General features: G+C 69.5%; 11 protein-coding genes. 4 read left to right on the top strand and 7 right to left on the bottom strand.

Features of this window, described 5'->3' with window-relative positions; all coding sequences use genetic code 11:
• Window positions 1-57 precede the first annotated feature (57 nt).
• Entirely contained in the window at window positions 58-1,425 is a 1,368-nt protein-coding gene (locus OG734_RS06875; protein WP_330286569.1) for an MFS transporter, read from the bottom strand.
• 112 nt (window positions 1,426-1,537) lie between these two features.
• A complete protein-coding gene (locus OG734_RS06870; protein WP_330286568.1) occupies window positions 1,538-1,963 on the bottom strand; it encodes a MarR family winged helix-turn-helix transcriptional regulator in 426 nt (141 codons plus the stop codon).
• Between the two features lie 271 nt (window positions 1,964-2,234).
• On the opposite strand from OG734_RS06870, the gene OG734_RS06865 reads away from it, so the two are divergent.
• The 4 genes from OG734_RS06865 to OG734_RS06850 all read left to right on the top strand — a co-directional run bounded on the left by OG734_RS06865 (window position 2,235) and on the right by OG734_RS06850 (window position 6,123).
• Entirely contained in the window at window positions 2,235-3,152 is a 918-nt protein-coding gene (locus OG734_RS06865; RefSeq protein ID WP_330286567.1) for an SDR family oxidoreductase, read from the top strand.
• 2 nt (window positions 3,153-3,154) lie between these two features.
• A complete protein-coding gene (locus tag OG734_RS06860; RefSeq protein ID WP_330286566.1) occupies window positions 3,155-4,039 on the top strand; it encodes an amidohydrolase family protein in 885 nt (294 codons plus the stop codon).
• A 55-nt stretch (window positions 4,040-4,094) separates the two neighbouring features.
• A complete protein-coding gene (gene menE, locus OG734_RS06855) occupies window positions 4,095-5,600 on the top strand; it encodes an o-succinylbenzoate--CoA ligase (protein WP_330286565.1) in 1,506 nt (501 codons plus the stop codon).
• 67 nt (window positions 5,601-5,667) lie between these two features.
• Entirely contained in the window at window positions 5,668-6,123 is a 456-nt protein-coding gene (locus OG734_RS06850) for a MaoC family dehydratase (protein ID WP_330286564.1), read from the top strand.
• Here the strand turns inward: OG734_RS06850 and OG734_RS06845 are convergent.
• The 5 genes from OG734_RS06845 to OG734_RS06825 all read right to left on the bottom strand — a co-directional run bounded on the left by OG734_RS06845 (window position 6,114) and on the right by OG734_RS06825 (window position 14,769).
• The gene (locus tag OG734_RS06845; RefSeq protein WP_330286563.1) at window positions 6,114-6,971 is read right to left on the bottom strand and encodes a PaaX family transcriptional regulator; all 858 of its coding nucleotides are present in this window, start codon (window positions 6,969-6,971) and stop codon (window positions 6,114-6,116) included. The two genes, OG734_RS06850 and OG734_RS06845, sit on opposite strands and share 10 nt — an antisense overlap.
• Window positions 6,972-7,232: 261 nt before the next feature.
• A complete protein-coding gene (locus OG734_RS06840) occupies window positions 7,233-8,903 on the bottom strand; it encodes a PHP domain-containing protein (RefSeq protein WP_330286562.1) in 1,671 nt (556 codons plus the stop codon).
• 79 nt (window positions 8,904-8,982) lie between these two features.
• Entirely contained in the window at window positions 8,983-10,842 is a 1,860-nt protein-coding gene (locus OG734_RS06835) for a LamG-like jellyroll fold domain-containing protein (RefSeq protein ID WP_330286561.1), read from the bottom strand.
• A gap of 127 nt (window positions 10,843-10,969) precedes the next feature.
• Window positions 10,970-13,933, bottom strand: coding sequence for a glycoside hydrolase family 2 TIM barrel-domain containing protein (locus OG734_RS06830; protein WP_330286560.1), 2,964 nt, complete (start codon window positions 13,931-13,933; stop codon window positions 10,970-10,972).
• On the bottom strand, window positions 13,930-14,769 hold the full coding sequence (locus tag OG734_RS06825) for a carbohydrate ABC transporter permease (RefSeq protein ID WP_330286559.1): 840 nt from the start codon (window positions 14,767-14,769) through the stop codon (window positions 13,930-13,932). Before OG734_RS06825 ends, OG734_RS06830 begins: the two co-directional genes overlap by 4 nt.
• Window positions 14,770-14,781: the final 12 nt, after the last annotated feature.

The raw sequence follows: 14,781 nt of genomic DNA, 5'->3' as shown, positions 1-14,781 counted from the left end.
ACCGGTGCGGCATCCGCGTGTGGTCGACGCCCGTGTCCGTGACGGAAGAGCCGGAGTTCACGGGTGGATTCCTTCGGGGGCGGGGGCCTCCTGGGGAAGGGCCGAGGAGTCGAGCGTGTCGGTGCGGGTCTCCGGCATCCGCCACACCGTGACCGCGGTGATCACCGCACCGCCGCACAGCAGCAGCGACACGGGCGTGCTGCCGCCGCCGTTCGAGGCGAGCAGGCTGGTCGCGATCAGTGGCGAGAACCCGGCGCCGACCAGGGTCGCGGCCTGATAGCCGAGCGAGGCGCCCGTGTAGCGCACCTTGGTGCCGAACATCTCGGAGAACAGGGCGCCCAGCGGCCCGTACATCGTCGACTGGGCGATGCCGTGACCGAGGACGAGGGCGAGGATCAGCAGCCCGGGCGAGCCGGAGTCGACCAGCCACAGCACGGGGAAGGCGAGCGCGGCGGAGGCGACGGCACCGGCGAGGACCACCGGGCGGCGGCCGACGCGGTCGGTGAGCGCGGAGGCCGTGGGCAGGACGATCAGCGCCACGCAGGAGGCGATGGTCACGGCCGTGAGGACCTGTGACCGGCTGTACCCGTTGTCGGTGGCGTAGGAGATCATGAAGCCGGTCAGCAGTGACTGTGCGGTGAAGGCGCCGATGCCGACGCAGCAGGCGAGCAGTACCGGCTTCGGGCGGCGCAGCACCTCGAAGATCGGCGGCTTGGCGGAGATGTCCCGCTTGGCCTCGGTGAACAGCGGGCTCTCCGCGACCCGCAGCCGCACGAACAGGCCGACCCCGAGCAGTACGAAGCTCAGCAGGAACGGTACGCGCCAGCCCCAGGCGCGGAACTGGTCGTCGGGGAGCGTGGAGACGAGGGTGACCACTCCGGCGGAGATCACGGAGCCGAGCGGTGCGCCGAGCTGGGTGGAACTGGACCACAGGCCGCGCCGGGAACCCTGGGTGCGTTCGGCGTGCTCGACGACCATGAGTGTCGCGCCGCCCCACTCGCCGCCGATGGCGAGGCCCTGGACGACCCGGAGGGCGACCAGCAGGACCGGGGCCCAGACGCCGATCGCGTCGTACGTCGGCAGCAGTCCGATGAGGAAGCTGCCGCAGCCCATCAGGGTCATTGTCAGCAGCATCATCGACTTGCGGCCGAGCCGGTCGCCGAAGTGGCCGAAGACGATGCCGCCGAGCGGCCGGGCGACATAGCCCGCGGCGAAGGTGCCGAAGGCGGCGATGGTGCCGACCGTGGGGTCGGCCTGGGGGAAGAACAGATCACCGAAGACGAGTGCGGCGACCGTGCCGTACACGAGGAAGTCGTAGAACTCGACGGTGGTGCCGAGCAGCCCGGACAGTGCGACGCGGCGCAACTCCCTTGTGTCCGGGGAGGGTTGGGGGATGTAGCCGGAGGACGAGCGGGATGGCCGCACGGGGAGCTCCCTGATGCCGATGTCGTGGGGGACGTCACCGGTTGGGGGGACCGTACCGGTGCCTGGGTGAAGTTAGGCACCAATCAAGCGACAGTCAAGAATATGCACAACATCAGTTGAGTCCGTCCTCCGCGAGCCGCTGCAGCAGCAGGTGCAGAGACTCCCGTTGGGCGGGGTCGAGCGGGCCGAGCAATTCGTTGGTCACGCGCTGGCCGGCCTCGTCGGTGTCGCGGAGGAAGGTGCGGCCGTTCCCGGTCAGGGCGACGATCCGGCTGCGGCGGTCGTCGGGGGCGGGGCGGCGTTCGGCGAAGCCGAGCTTCTCCAGATCGTCGACCAGGCCGACGATCGCGGAGGGGTCGTAGCCGAGCTGTGCGCTCAGCTCGCGCTGGAGGGTGCCCTCGGCGGTGCTCAGGAAGCGCAGTACAGCGTAGTGGCGCAGGCGCAGTCCCGACTCCTGGAGGAAGGAGTTGAAGAGCTGTCCCGAGCGCAGGCCGAGGCGGTAGAGCAGATAGCCGGTGTCCGCGTGCAGCCCACGCATCCACGGCTCGTGCGCGTCGATCGAGGCGGGGTTCTGGAGGGGCTGCTGGGGGGCGATGGCGGGCTCCCTGGTCGAGGCCCCGGGCGGGGCGGTTTTCGGGTCCTGATCCGTGTGCTGATCCGTGTGCTGATTCCAGCATGACTCACACACCTGATGGCAACAACTATTGACGTCAACAATTATTGCTCTTAGCTTCGATCTCGAGCAGTCGTCTTGAGCAGTCGTCTTGAGCTGTCGTCTTGAGTTGTCGTCTTGTGAAGGGACCCCCCTCGTGCCCAGCATCGATCTGACCGGCAAGGTCGCCGTCGTCACCGGCAGTGGCCGTGGCCTCGGCCTCGCCTACGCGCACGCTCTCGCCGCCGCCGGCGCCTCCGTGGTCGTCAACGACGTCGACGAGAACGTGGCCGAGCAGGCCGTGAAGTCCATCACCGCGGCGGGCGGCACCGCCGTCGCCGAGGTGGTCCCGGTCGGCACGACCGAGGCCGCCGAGCGGCTCGTGAACCGTGCGGTGGAGGAGTTCGGGCGGCTCGACATCCTGGTCACCAACGCGGGCATCCTGCGCGACAAGGTGCTGTGGAAGATGACCGACGACGACTTCGACGCGGTGATCACCACCCACCTCAAGGGCACCTTCACCTGCGCCCGCGCCGCCGCCGTACGCATGCGCGAGCAGGGCGAGGGCGGCACACTGATCCTCGTCGGCTCCCCGGCCGGCCAGCGCGGCAACTTCGGGCAGACGAACTACTCCGCCGCCAAGGCCGGCATCGCCGCCTTCGCCCGCACCTGGTCGATGGAGCTGGGCCGCGCGAACATCACCGTCAACGCGATCGTGCCGGTGGCCGCGACCGCGATGACCGAGACCATCCCCGCCTTCGCCCCGTACATCGAGGCGCTGAAGAACGGCGAGCCGTTCCCGGCCTTCCTGCGCAAGGGTGAGGGCTTCGGCACCCCCGAGGACTGCGCCGCCCTCGTCCCGTTCCTCGCCTCCGAGGCCGCCCGGGGCATCACCGGCCAGGCCATCGGCATCGGCGGCGACAAGGTGGCACTCTGGTCGCATCCGCAGGAGATCAGGGCGGCGTACGCCGACGGCGGCTGGACCCCCGAGGCCCTGGCCGACGCCTGGCCCACCTCGGTCGGCGCCGAGCTCCAGTCGGTGGGCATCCCCGCCCCCAAGTTCCCGGAGGCGTAACCATGGCGAACCTCAACGTCGAGGAACTCGTCGCGATCGACGTCCACACCCACGCCGAGATCTCCTCCAAGGGCGCCTCGTCCCTGGCCGACGACCTCCACGACGCCTCGTCGGCCTACTTCAAGGTCGAGGGCAAGCGGAAGCCGACCCTGGAGGAGACCGCCGCGTACTACCGCGAGCGGAAGATGGCCGCCGTCATCTTCACGGTGGACGCCGAGTCCGCGACCGGCACCGAGCCCGTCCCGAACGAGGAGGTCGCCGAGGCCGCCGCGGCCAACCCGGACGTGCTGATCCCCTTCGCCTCCATCGACCCCTTCCGGGGCCGGGCAGGCGTCAAGCAGGCCCGCCGCCTGGTCGAGGAGTACGGGGTCAAGGGCTTCAAGTTCCACCCCAGCATCCAGGGCTTCTTCCCCAACGACCGCTCGGTCGCCTACGAGCTGTACGAGGTGATCGAGGAGACCGGCACGATCGCGCTCTTCCACACCGGCCAGACGGGCATCGGCGCCGGAGTCCCCGGTGGCGGCGGGATCAGGCTCAAGTACTCGAACCCGCTGCACATCGACGACGTGTCCGCGGACTTCCCGCAGATGAAGATCATCCTGGCGCATCCGTCGTTCCCCTGGCAGGACGAGGCGCTCGCCGTCGCCACGCACAAGCCGGGCGTGCACATCGACCTGTCCGGCTGGTCGCCGAAGTACTTCCCGCCGCAGTTGGTGCAGTACGCCAACACACTACTCAAGGACAAGGTCCTCTTCGGCTCGGACTACCCGGTGCTCACCCCGGACCGCTGGCTCGCCGACTTCGAGAAGCTGCCGATCAAGGACGAGGTCAGGCCGAAGATCCTCAAGGAGAACGCGGCCAGGCTGCTCGGGCTCACGAAGCCGTGACCCCGTAACTCGTATCTCTCAACTCATGTCTCGTAACTCGTAGAGGGGCGCAACGATGCGCAACGAGGGACTGGGGTCTTGGCCCGCCCGCCGGGCCCGCAAGACCCCCCAACGCACCGCCCTGATCCACGGCGACACCACGATCAGCTACGCACGGCTGTACGAGCGCACCACCCGGCTCGCACACGCCCTGCGTGACCGGGGCGTGCGCCGGGGCGACCGGATCGCCTATCTGGGCCCGAACCATCCCTCCTACCTGGAGACACTGTTCGCGGCGGGGACGCTCGGCGCGGTCTTCGTACCGCTCAACACCCGCCTCGCCGGCCCGGAGATCGCCTACCAGCTCGCCGACTCCGGCACCAAGGCCCTGGTCTACGGCCCCTCGCACGCCGGCCTCGTCGCCGGACTGCCCGGCAGCACGGACGTGCGTGCGTACGTCGAGGTCGGCGCCGAGTACGAGGAGGCGCTCGCCGGTTCCTCCGCCGAGCCGATCGACGCGCCGGTCACCGCCGACGACACCTGCATCATCATGTACACCTCGGGCACGACCGGCCGTCCCAAGGGCGCCATGCTCACGCACGGCAACCTGACCTGGAACGCCGTCAACGTGCTCGTCGACCAGGACGTCATCACCGACGAACGCGCCCTGGTCTCCGCCCCGTTGTTCCACACGGCCGGGCTGAACATGCTCACCCTGCCCGTGCTGCTCAAGGGCGGTACATGTGTGCTGGTCGAGTCCTTCGCGGCGGACGAGACCTTCGACCTGATCGAACAGCACCGGATCACCTTCATGTTCGGGGTGCCGACCATGTTCGACCAGGTGGCGAGACATCCGCGCTGGGCCGAGGCCGACCTGTCGTCGCTGCGCATGCTCTCGTGCGGCGGCTCACCGGTACCGACCCCGCTCATCGCCGCCTTCCAGGAGCGAGGGCTCACCTTCCTCCAGGGGTACGGCATGACCGAGGCCTCACCCGGGACCCTCTTCCTGGACGCCGAACACGCGATCAGCAAGGCCGGTTCGGCGGGCGTACCGCACTTCTTCAGCGACGTACGGGTGGTACGGCCGGACCTGACCCCGGCAGAGGTCGGCGAGCCCGGCGAGATCGTGGTCCGGGGACCGCACGTCATGCCGGGCTACTGGGGGCTCCCCGAGGAGACGGCCGCCTCCTTCACGGACGGCTGGTTCCGCAGCGGGGACGCCGCCCGGATCGACGAGGACGGGTACGTCTTCGTCGTCGACCGCATCAAGGACATGATCATCTCGGGCGGGGAGAACATCTACCCCGCCGAGATCGAGGATCTGCTCCTGGCCCACCCCGACATCGTCGAGTGCGCGGTCATCGGCGTCGCCGACGAGAAGTGGGGCGAGGTGCCACGCGCGGTCGTCGTGCCCCGCGAGGGCGCGGCCCTGGACGAGGACGAGGTACTGGCCTCACTGTCCGGGCGGCTCGCCAAGTACAAGATCCCGAAGTCGGTCGTCATCGCGGACGAACTCCCGCGCACCGCCTCCGGAAAGCTCCTCAAGGCCCGGGTGCGCAAGGCCTTCGGCGCGGGTTCCTAGGCCCTGGCCCTCGCCGGGCCCGCTCCCGCAACAACTACCAGCTCAACTCCCAGTTAAGGAACGCGATATGAGCATCACGGTCAACGGCATCGACGAACTCAAGAAGCTCGCCGGCAGCGACCTGGGCACCAGTGAGTGGATCGAGGTCACGCAGGAGCGCATCAACACCTTCGCCGACGCGACCGGCGACCACCAGTGGATCCACGTGGACCCGGAGAAGGCCGCCGAAGGCCCCTTCGGCGCCCCGATCGCCCACGGATACCTCACCCTCTCCCTCTTCATCCCGCTCTTCACCGAGCTGCTGGACGTCCAGGGCGTCACCACGAAGGTCAACTACGGCCTCAACAAGGTGCGTTTCCCCTCACCCGTGAAGGTCGGCTCGAAGATCCGCCTGGTCGGCAGGCTGGCCGACGTCGAGGATGTGAAGGGCGGGGTGCAGATCACCGTCGACGGCACGATCGAGATCGAGGGCGCCCCGAAGCCGGCGGCGGTGCTGCAGAGCCTGTCCCGTTTCTACGCCTGATCCGTCTGATCCGTCTGATCTGTTTGGTCCTCGCGTACGGGCACAAGGTCGACAAGGCGTTCCGAGGCTTCCTGGGCGAGCGGTGTGAGCCGCTCGTACACCGTCCGGAACGTCTTCTCGGCCTGTTCCGCCGCCCAGCCGTCCGGAAGGTGCTTCACCGGGAGACGCGGATCGTCGCGGATGATGCCCAGCCACTCGGCCTGCAGGACCAGGCGCAGGGAGAGGGAGTCGTCCGCCGCCGGAAGCTCGGTCTCCCAGGGCTGCCACCGCCGTACGAACGCCTCGTAGCGCGCGGCCAGTTCGGCCAGCTCCCAGGTCTCCTCGATCATCGCACCGATGTCCATGCCCGCTTCGGCGTGCGCCCGGAACACCTTCACATGGGCGGACAGGCCGAGTTCGGTCAGCAGGGCGGACACGTCGACCTCGCCCGGCGCGATCCACAGACCGTTGAACAACGCCCCGAAGCCGCTCCACGTCAACTGCGAGCGCAGGTCGTGGCGTTGGCGCTGCCAGGACTCGGGAAGCGAGAATCCGAGCAGGGTCCAGGTGCCGTCCCAGTGGCGGTTGACCGCGCCGGTGTGCCAGATGCGCTGGTCGCCGTCCGCCAGTACGGCCGCCGAACGCCCGGTCAGCCCGAAGTACATCCGTCGGCCCGCGCGCTGGCGGCGCAGCAGACCGCGGCTCACCATCCGGGTCAGCGTCGAACGGGTCGCCTGCTCGCCGATGCCTGCCCGCGCGAACACGTCGATGATGCTGCCCGAGTACACACAGACATCACGCCCGAACACCTGATCGCCCAGGAACGTCAGCATCAGGGACTGCGGCCGCAGCGGCTCCTCGGTGGTCACGCTGCCCACGCTACGCCCCTGTCGATCACTTCGTCAGCCTGTGACCTGCTGGTACGCCGCCCCGCCCGGACCGCACGCATCCTGTGCGTCCGGGGCCCGGGAGGCCGCCGCGGCGGAGGGCGCGATGGACACGGCCCTGCCCAGGGCGCCGCAAGCCCGCCGGCGGCGGATTGCTGTTTATCCGCCGCCGAGCACGAGCGCCCCCGACAGGCCTAATAACGCCCCGAGGGGCAGAAGTCGCCCCTTCATCAGATTCATCAGTCAGCCGCCTACGACGTCGACGAACACCGGGTTGGAATAGAACCACGTGTCGGCCCACGGGTCACCGTTTCCGGGCTCGTGCGGTATCGGCCCGTGCGGGTCGACGGCGGCACCGAGGTAACCGGCGCCGTGCCGGTTGCCGTCGCTGCCGCGCAGCCGGACGTAGAACGACTCGTCGCCGGCGGTCAGCGCCACACGCAGGGTGTACGTCCCCTTGCGCCCCGTCACGTCCTTCGACTTCACGACCTTCGTGTCCGGCGCCCGCCAGGTGTCCCGGTCGGTGGCCGGACCGCGCACCGCGCCCCGGATCACGTCGACGTGCGCCAACTCGGGCAGGACTCCCTGGGGGTTGAGACGGGACGCGGTGGTCACGGTGATGTTCAGCGTGAGCTTCTCGCCCCTGCGGACGCGGAGCCGGCCGCCCAGCGTGACACCCCGGCCGAAGTCGCAGTCACGCGTCAGCCGTACGTCGAGCCCGTCCAGCAGATGACCGTGGTCCAGCCAGACCCGGCCCGCGCGCATACCCGCCATCACCGAGCGGTAGCCGTAGCCCGTGACGCCCACGTGGGTGCGGCTGAACTGGCCGGGCCAGAAGTCGCTGCCGGGCTGTGGGGTGTCGGTGTTCACCGGGTCGGGCAGCTTGCCGGTGTTGTCGAAGTTCTGCCCGGCCGCCCAGTCGCCGTTCTTCCAGGTGTCGAAGACGATCCGGTGGGCGTCGGAGTTCGTGGTGATCGAGAACAGGCTGCCTTCTGCCAGCATCGAGTCCCACAGACCGCCGACCGTCGCGGTCGCCCAGTCGAAACCGCCGTACGTCAGATACCCGTCCGCGGGATAGCCCTGCCAGGACTGTGCCGTGGGCTTGTTCTCGTACTCGCCGCGGATCGAGGTGGCCCCGCGCCAGCCGGGGATGGCCGCACCCTGGGCGCCGGGCGCGCCCTCCATGCCGACCATGATCTCGGGAGCAGCGTCCCGCCAGTTGCGCATCTCGTGCGGGGAGTCGATGCCCAGGCGCATCGGGTGGTTGGCGAGGACCAGCACGTCGTCGACGTAACCGGTGCGGCGCTGCTCGGCCAGCCACTTGATCGCCTTGACCGCGTGCGCCTCGTTGCGGGCGGTGTCCGCCGCGCCGGCCGAGCCCTCGGTGTAGCCGAGGAGCTTGCCGTCGTAGGCGCTCTCGAACTTGGTGAGCAGCTCGACCTCGTGGCGGCCGGGCGGCGAGAAGACCGTGCAGTGCTCGGCGCCCGGGATGTACCACTCCAGGCCCTGGAAGATCAGCTGACGCGGGTTCTCGGCCCGCGCCTTGAGGATCTCGGCGTGCTCCAGCGGGGCGCCGTACTGGGCGTGCCCGAAGTTGGAGTGCTCGGTGAACACCATCCAGTCGAGGCCGAACTTCTCGCCCGCTGCCGCCAGTTGGGAGAACGTGTACTTGGCGTCGTGGCTGTACACGCTGTGGATGTGATGGTCGCCGACGAGGTAGGCGAGACGCGGGTCGCTTCCGCCGAGCCGTCGCGGGCCCGCCGCGGCAGCGGGCGTCGCCAGCGAACCGGCGGCGAAGGCGGCGCCGAACAGGCCCGCCCGGTGCAGGAGTTGACGCCGGGAGACGCCCTGGGCGTCGAGGCCGGCGGGGGAGACGGCGGGGTCGGCCCAAGCAGGCAGCTGTTGCTCTGTCATGGTCTGTGAGTCCCTTGGGATCTGGTGGATCTGCAGAGTTGTGAAGTCCAGGAGGCTTGGCGGAGCCCGACGGTGTGCGTCAGTGGTTCATGAACGAGCTGACGGGCAAGGCCCGTTCGACGATCCGTACGTCGCCGAGGCGGGCGTGCAGGATCTGGTCGATCTTTCCCGCGTACTCGTAGCCGCCGAGCAGCCACGGCAGCCCGACCGAGGTGAGTCCGACCGCGGTGGCGTGCGGATTGCGGGCCACCGGGCACCCCTGGACGTACAGCGTGGTGTGCCGGCCGTCGTTGACCACGGCCACGTGCCACCACACCTCCCGCGCGGTCTCGTCGCCCCAGTTGGTCGCGATGCCCTCCTGGTTGAGTGGCCGGACCGCCCACTGCGGGCCCGGCCCGTCGGAGAGCGACAGCGTGGCCAACGGCTCGTCCGGATCGTCCGCGGTCTTGCCCGCCGCCCCGCCCGTACCGGTACGGCTGACGAGTCCGCCCCAGGCGTGGTGCGCGGGGTCCCAGTCGGCCGGGAGGCGGTAGAACGCCTCGATGGTGTAACCGGCCTTGAACGTGGCCGAGTTGAGGGGCGCTCCGTCGACCGTGCGCAGATACGCGCCCCTCAGCGGGGACTTGTAGCCCTGGAACTCAAGGCTGCCGTGGCCCGGCTGGTCCGGGTGGTGGTCGGACGACCAGGTGAGCGCGGCTGCGCCGACCGTGACGAGGGTCAGGTCGTTGCCACGGCCCGACTGGTCGCGGACTGTGCCGGTCAAGGCTGCGCCGTCCCGCTGTCCGTCGAAGCGCCAGTATGCGACTGTCCCGGGAACCAGCATCTTCTTCGCCGGCCGGGCCGGCCGCGGCGCCACCGGCGCGAAACCCGAGAACCGCTGCTCGAAGTCGATGTCCACGGAGAAGCGGTCCGCGTCGCCGGAGAGCTCCATCTCCTCGCGCTCCAGCTCGTTGAGCCCCTTGGCCGCCCGGCCCAGGATCCACGGCGAGACCGTCTCGACGTCGATGGTGTTCCGGTCGAGGTCGAAGTGGTAGAGGCGGATCATCGCCGCGCCGCCGTAGTAGCGGTTCTGATAGTTCGTCAGGTGCAGGTGTACGTCGTTCCCGGCCGCGTTCTTGCGGGTGGCGCGGGCGGCGGGCCAGTAGTGCCCGTTGAGGGTGAGGAAGATCTGGTCGTGGTTGTTGACCAGCTTGTCCCACAGCTGCTGCCCGTATGCGGAGAGCGTGTCGTCCTCGTAGACGAGTTCGTGCGTGGTGAGGACGACCGGCAGGGTCGGATGCTGGGCGAGGACGCTCTCGGCCCAGGCGTAACCCTCGTCCGACAGCCGCCAGTCCAGGGCGAGAACGAGCCACTCGCGGCCGGCCGCCTTGAAGAGGTGGAAGGTGTTGTAGCCGTCGGCCGAGGCGCCGCCGAAGGTCCGCTTGGACCGGAAGCGCTCCGGTCCGAAGACGTCCAGGTACGGGGTCGCCCCGCGCTGGTCGGTGGTGGACGAGCGGACGTCGTGGTTGCCGGCGAGGACGCTGTAGCCCACTCCGCGCCGGTCGAGCACCTCGAAGGCCTTGCCCGCAGCGGTGACTTCGGCCTGTGCGCCGTTCTCCGTGATGTCGCCCAGATGCGTGAGGAAGACGATGTTCTCGTCCCTACCGTGCTCCAGCAGATAGCGCAGCGAGGCCTCGATCGGCGCCGGGTTGATGCTCGGCCCGTCGAACAGGTACTGGGTGTCGGGCATCACGGCGAGCGTGAACCGGCGGCTCTCGGTGTCGGGTCGCCAGGACGAACGTGCCTTGTCCGTCAGGGCCTCGGCGGCCGTAGGCAGGGTGACGGACGTGGTCGCCGCCGCCCCGATCAGCGCGGTCGCCCGCAGGAAGGTACGCCGTCCGGCGCCCGCCTGGGGTGCTTCGAGGGCAGGTTCGTGCCCGGACTCGTGCGAGGTGCACACAACTGACTCCGTGAGGTTCTGTGAGGTGAGAGGAGGTGTGTGGGGGAGGGCCTGTCGTCACATGCCCGTCGTCCGCCCGAAGGGCGGGCCTGGCGTCGCGAGGCAGGCGGGAATGTGACGACAGGTCCTAGAGGGTGCGAAGAGTCCAGGCCCAGTGGTGGGTGCCCGGCTGCAGGAGGTAGGAGGGGAAGGTGTCGGGGCCGCACGACGCCGTGCCGAGCCCCCGGTGTGCCGCGTCGATGTGCACCACACAGCCGGGCCGTGGCGTCAGCTGGTCGTGGTGCGTGGCGGCGGCCAGATCCTCGGCGCGGAACCGGGTCACGGAGACCTGGCGCGGCCGGTCCAGCACGACCGAGAGACCGGTGGCATCCGGCGCCGACAGCCTGAACCGTCGTACACCGTGCCGTCCACCGCTCTCCTGCGGTCGCAGATAGGGGGTGAACAGGGAGTCCACGGGGGCCGAGTGATGCCCGACGGGCGCTCCGGCGGCGCGGTCCGGGTAGGACTCCCAGGGGCCCTGTCCGTACCACTCCAGCAGGTCGAGCCCGGACACCGTCTCGAACACGGAACCGACCCGCGCCACATCGGCGTACGCGTCCGGCAGTTCGACGCTCTCCTCGACGCGGATGCCGCCCTGGACCGGGGTGAACACCTGCTCGTGGCGGATGACGCCCGCGTTCCCGGCGTACTCGGCGAGCACGGTCACCCTCCCCCAGCCTCCGGCCGGGGGGACCCCCATCTCGCTGCGCTCGCCGTCACGCCGCACGTCCGCGGCCTTGCGTACGAGGGTGTCGAGGCCCCAGTCCTGCCAGCGGGCCGCCATGCCGCCCAGCTCGTCGTTGTCGGTCGGGGCCCGCCACAGGGACAGCACGGGCGCGGACGTCAGCAGCGGGTGAACCAGCAGCCCGTCCGCGTCGACCTTGACGCGCGGTCCCGTGACCGCCGCCTCCGACACGTCCGGTGCGGCGCGCAGCAGCAGCTGGGGCGTGCAGATCTCGGTGCCGCGCGGGGCCCACGGCTCGTCGCCGGCCGTAGTCACCCGCAGGGTCAGCCAGGCCTCGCCGCCGTCGGCGGGGAGTTCGATGGGCAGCGGCACGGCCGCCGTCTCGCCGGGGCGCAGATCCGGCAGTTCGGCGGGCGCGGTCAGCGTACGGCCGTCGGAGAGGGTCAGTTCCCAGGTGCCCGCGAGCCAGTCCAGGCCGCGGAAGCACTGGTGGTTGGCGACCACGAGCCCCTCGTGCCGGAAGGCCTCCAGGCGCACCGGAGCCGCGATCTCTCGGTGCTCGTACATGACGGGCTTGGGCGTGCGGTCGGGGAAGACGATCCCGTCGGCGATGAACGCCCCGTCGTGGGGTGTCTCGCCGAAGTCGCCGCCGTACGCCCAGCGCATGCCGGGGGCGGCGACACCGTTGTCATAGAGTCCGGCGCCCACGCGCCCGACCGGTCTGCCGCTGTTCACGCACTGGAGAATGCCGTGGTCCCAGAACTCCCAGATGAACCCGCCCTGAAGTCCCGGGGTTGACTCGATGGCGGCCCAGTGGTCCGCGAGCGTGCCGTTGCTGTTGCCCATGGCGTGCGAGTACTCGCACTGGATGAGCGGCTTGGTCTGCTCACCGGACAGGGCGTGCGCGACACAGTCCTCCAGCGGCGCGTACATCGGGCACGCGATGTCGGAGGCGACCGCAGGGTCGGCCCACCCCAGTTTGGCCGCGCCCTCGTACTGGAGCGGCCGGGTCGGATCGTGCCGGCGCAGCCAGCCCGCCGCCGCGTCGTGGTTGGCGCCGTAGTCGGACTCGTTGCCCAGCGACCAGATGATGATCGAGGGGTGGTTCTTGTCCCGCAGGACCATCCGCGAGACGCGGTCCACGAAGGCGTTCAGATAGCGAGGGTCGTCCGCGATCTCATGGGCGTGGTCGTGCGACTCGATGTCCGCCTCGTCGACCACGTAGAGACCGAGCTCGTCCGCGAGGTCGTACAGCGTCGGGTCGTTGGGATAGTGCGCGGTGCGGATCGCGTTGAACCCGAACCGCTTCAGCAGCACGAGATCGGCGCGCATGTCGTCCTGCGACACGGTCCGCCCGGTCAGCGGATGGAAGTCGTGCCGGTTGACGCCCCTGACGTAGATCCGCTCCCCGTTGACCAGCAGGTCCCGGCCGACGATCTCGACATCCCGGAAACCGACGCGGTGCTGCGCGGTGTCGGCGACCGTTCCGTCGGTGCGGTGCAGCCGGACAGTCAGGTCGTATAGCTCGGGCGTCTCGGCTGTCCAGGTGCGTACGTCGGACACGTGCGCGCCCAGCCGGGGTTCGCCGAGGAAGTCGGAGACGCGGTCGTCCTCGGCGTTGGCGCGGTCGAACTCGGCGTCCTGGAGGAGGAGTTGACCGTCGATCTCGCCGGTGACGTACCACCCCTCGGGCAGCGCGCCGCCCGCGTCCCGCACCCGGCAGTCGACCCGCAGCTCACCGGAGGCCGGCGCCCGGACGGTGACGTCCGCGAGATACAGCGGGTCTGTCGCGTACAGCAGCACCGAGCGGGTGATGCCGCCGTGCCACCACTGGTCCTGGTCCTCGATGTGGGTGGCGTCGGACCACTTGACGACGGTCAGCCGTACGGTCGCCGAGGCGCCCGGCCATACGACGTCGGAGAGGTCGAACTCGGCCGCCAGATGGGAGTCCTTGGAGATGCCGACCGGCCGCCCGTCGACGTGCACGAGCAGCACGCTCTCGGCGGCGCCGATCTGGAGCACGATCCGCCGGCCCGCCCACTCGGCCGGAATGTCGAACTCACGCTCGTACACGCCCGTCGGGTTGGCGGCGGGGGACGCGGGCGGGAAGTCCGGCCACGGCATCTGGACGTTGGTGTACCAGGGCAGATCGGTGGTGTCCTGGAGGGTCCAGGCGCCGGGGACCCGGGCCGAGGACCAGTCCTCGCCGACCGGAGCCGTCGGCGTCGGGAGCAGCTGGAAACGCCAGTCGCCGTCCAGGGAGAGGGCCTGGGCACGCCGGTCGACGGCGTTCATGGGCAGTCGGCCCCAGGAGGTCACCTCGGGCGATTCCCAGGGGCGCAGGGCCAGCAGCGGATCACTTGTCATCCGCGGACCGCTCCCTTCGCGAGGTCGCCGATGATCTGCTTGGCGCCGATCGCGAACACGATCAGCAGGGGGATGAGGGCGAGCAGCGCGCCGGTCATCACGATGCCGTAGTCGGTGGTGCCGTGGGTGCCGTTGAGCTGGGACAGCGCGACCTGGAGGGTCACGTTGTCGGGATTGGTGAGGGAGATCAGGGGCCAGGCGAAGTCGTTCCACTGGCCCATGAAGGTGAAGATGCCGAGGAAGGCGAGACCGGGGCGGACCACCGGCAGTGCCACGTGCCAGAACTGGCGCAGGAAGTTCGCGCCGTCGAGCTTGGAGGCGTCGAGCAACTCGTCGTGGATGGCGGTCTTCATGTACTGGCGCATCCAGAAGATACCGAAGGCGTTGGCCGCGGCCGGCACGATCAGCGCGGTCATCGAGCCGATCCAGCCGATCTTCGCCATGACGACGAACTGCGGGATGACCGACAGCTGTGCCGGGACCATGAAGATGACCATGAGCAGCCCGAACAGCACACCCTTGCCGGGGAACTCGAACTTGGCGAAGACGAACGCCGCGAGCGAGTCGAAGAGCAGGACCAGGAAGGTCACCGCCGTCGCGACCAGCAGCGAGTTCCACATCGACCCGAAGAAGTCGATGGCGTCGAAGAGGTTGCGGACGTTCTCCAGGAAGTGCGTGCCCGGCAACAGCTTCGGCGGGTACGAGAAAATCTCTGTCGAGCTGTGCGTCGACATGATCACGGCCCAGTAGAACGGGAAGGCCGAGACCAGCGTGCCGATGATCAGCGGTAGGTGCAGCGAGAGTCCTCTGCGGCGGGACCCCTTTATGGATGCCATGATGCGGGCCCT

Source organism: Streptomyces sp. NBC_00576, from assembly GCF_036345175.1.
Lineage (GTDB): Bacteria > Actinomycetota > Actinomycetes > Streptomycetales > Streptomycetaceae > Streptomyces.
The sequence above is the reverse complement of the archived record's forward strand: the minus strand, read 5'-3'. Positions and strand labels throughout refer to the sequence as shown.

Bases quoted from the DNA above. Each gene is read 5' to 3' on its own strand.
- OG734_RS06870 (WP_330286568.1), bottom strand. From the start codon at position 1,963: ATGCGTGGGCTGCACGCGGACACCGGCTATCTGCTCTACCGCCTCGGC.
- OG734_RS06860 (WP_330286566.1), top strand. From the start codon at position 3,155: ATGGCGAACCTCAACGTCGAGGAACTCGTCGCGATCGACGTCCACACC.
- menE (WP_330286565.1), top strand. From the start codon at position 4,095: ATGCGCAACGAGGGACTGGGGTCTTGGCCCGCCCGCCGGGCCCGCAAG.
- OG734_RS06850 (WP_330286564.1), top strand. From the start codon at position 5,668: ATGAGCATCACGGTCAACGGCATCGACGAACTCAAGAAGCTCGCCGGC.
- OG734_RS06840 (WP_330286562.1), bottom strand. From the start codon at position 8,903: ATGACAGAGCAACAGCTGCCTGCTTGGGCCGACCCCGCCGTCTCCCCC.
- OG734_RS06830 (WP_330286560.1), bottom strand. From the start codon at position 13,933: ATGACAAGTGATCCGCTGCTGGCCCTGCGCCCCTGGGAATCGCCCGAG.
- OG734_RS06825 (WP_330286559.1), bottom strand. From the start codon at position 14,769: ATGGCATCCATAAAGGGGTCCCGCCGCAGAGGACTCTCGCTGCACCTA.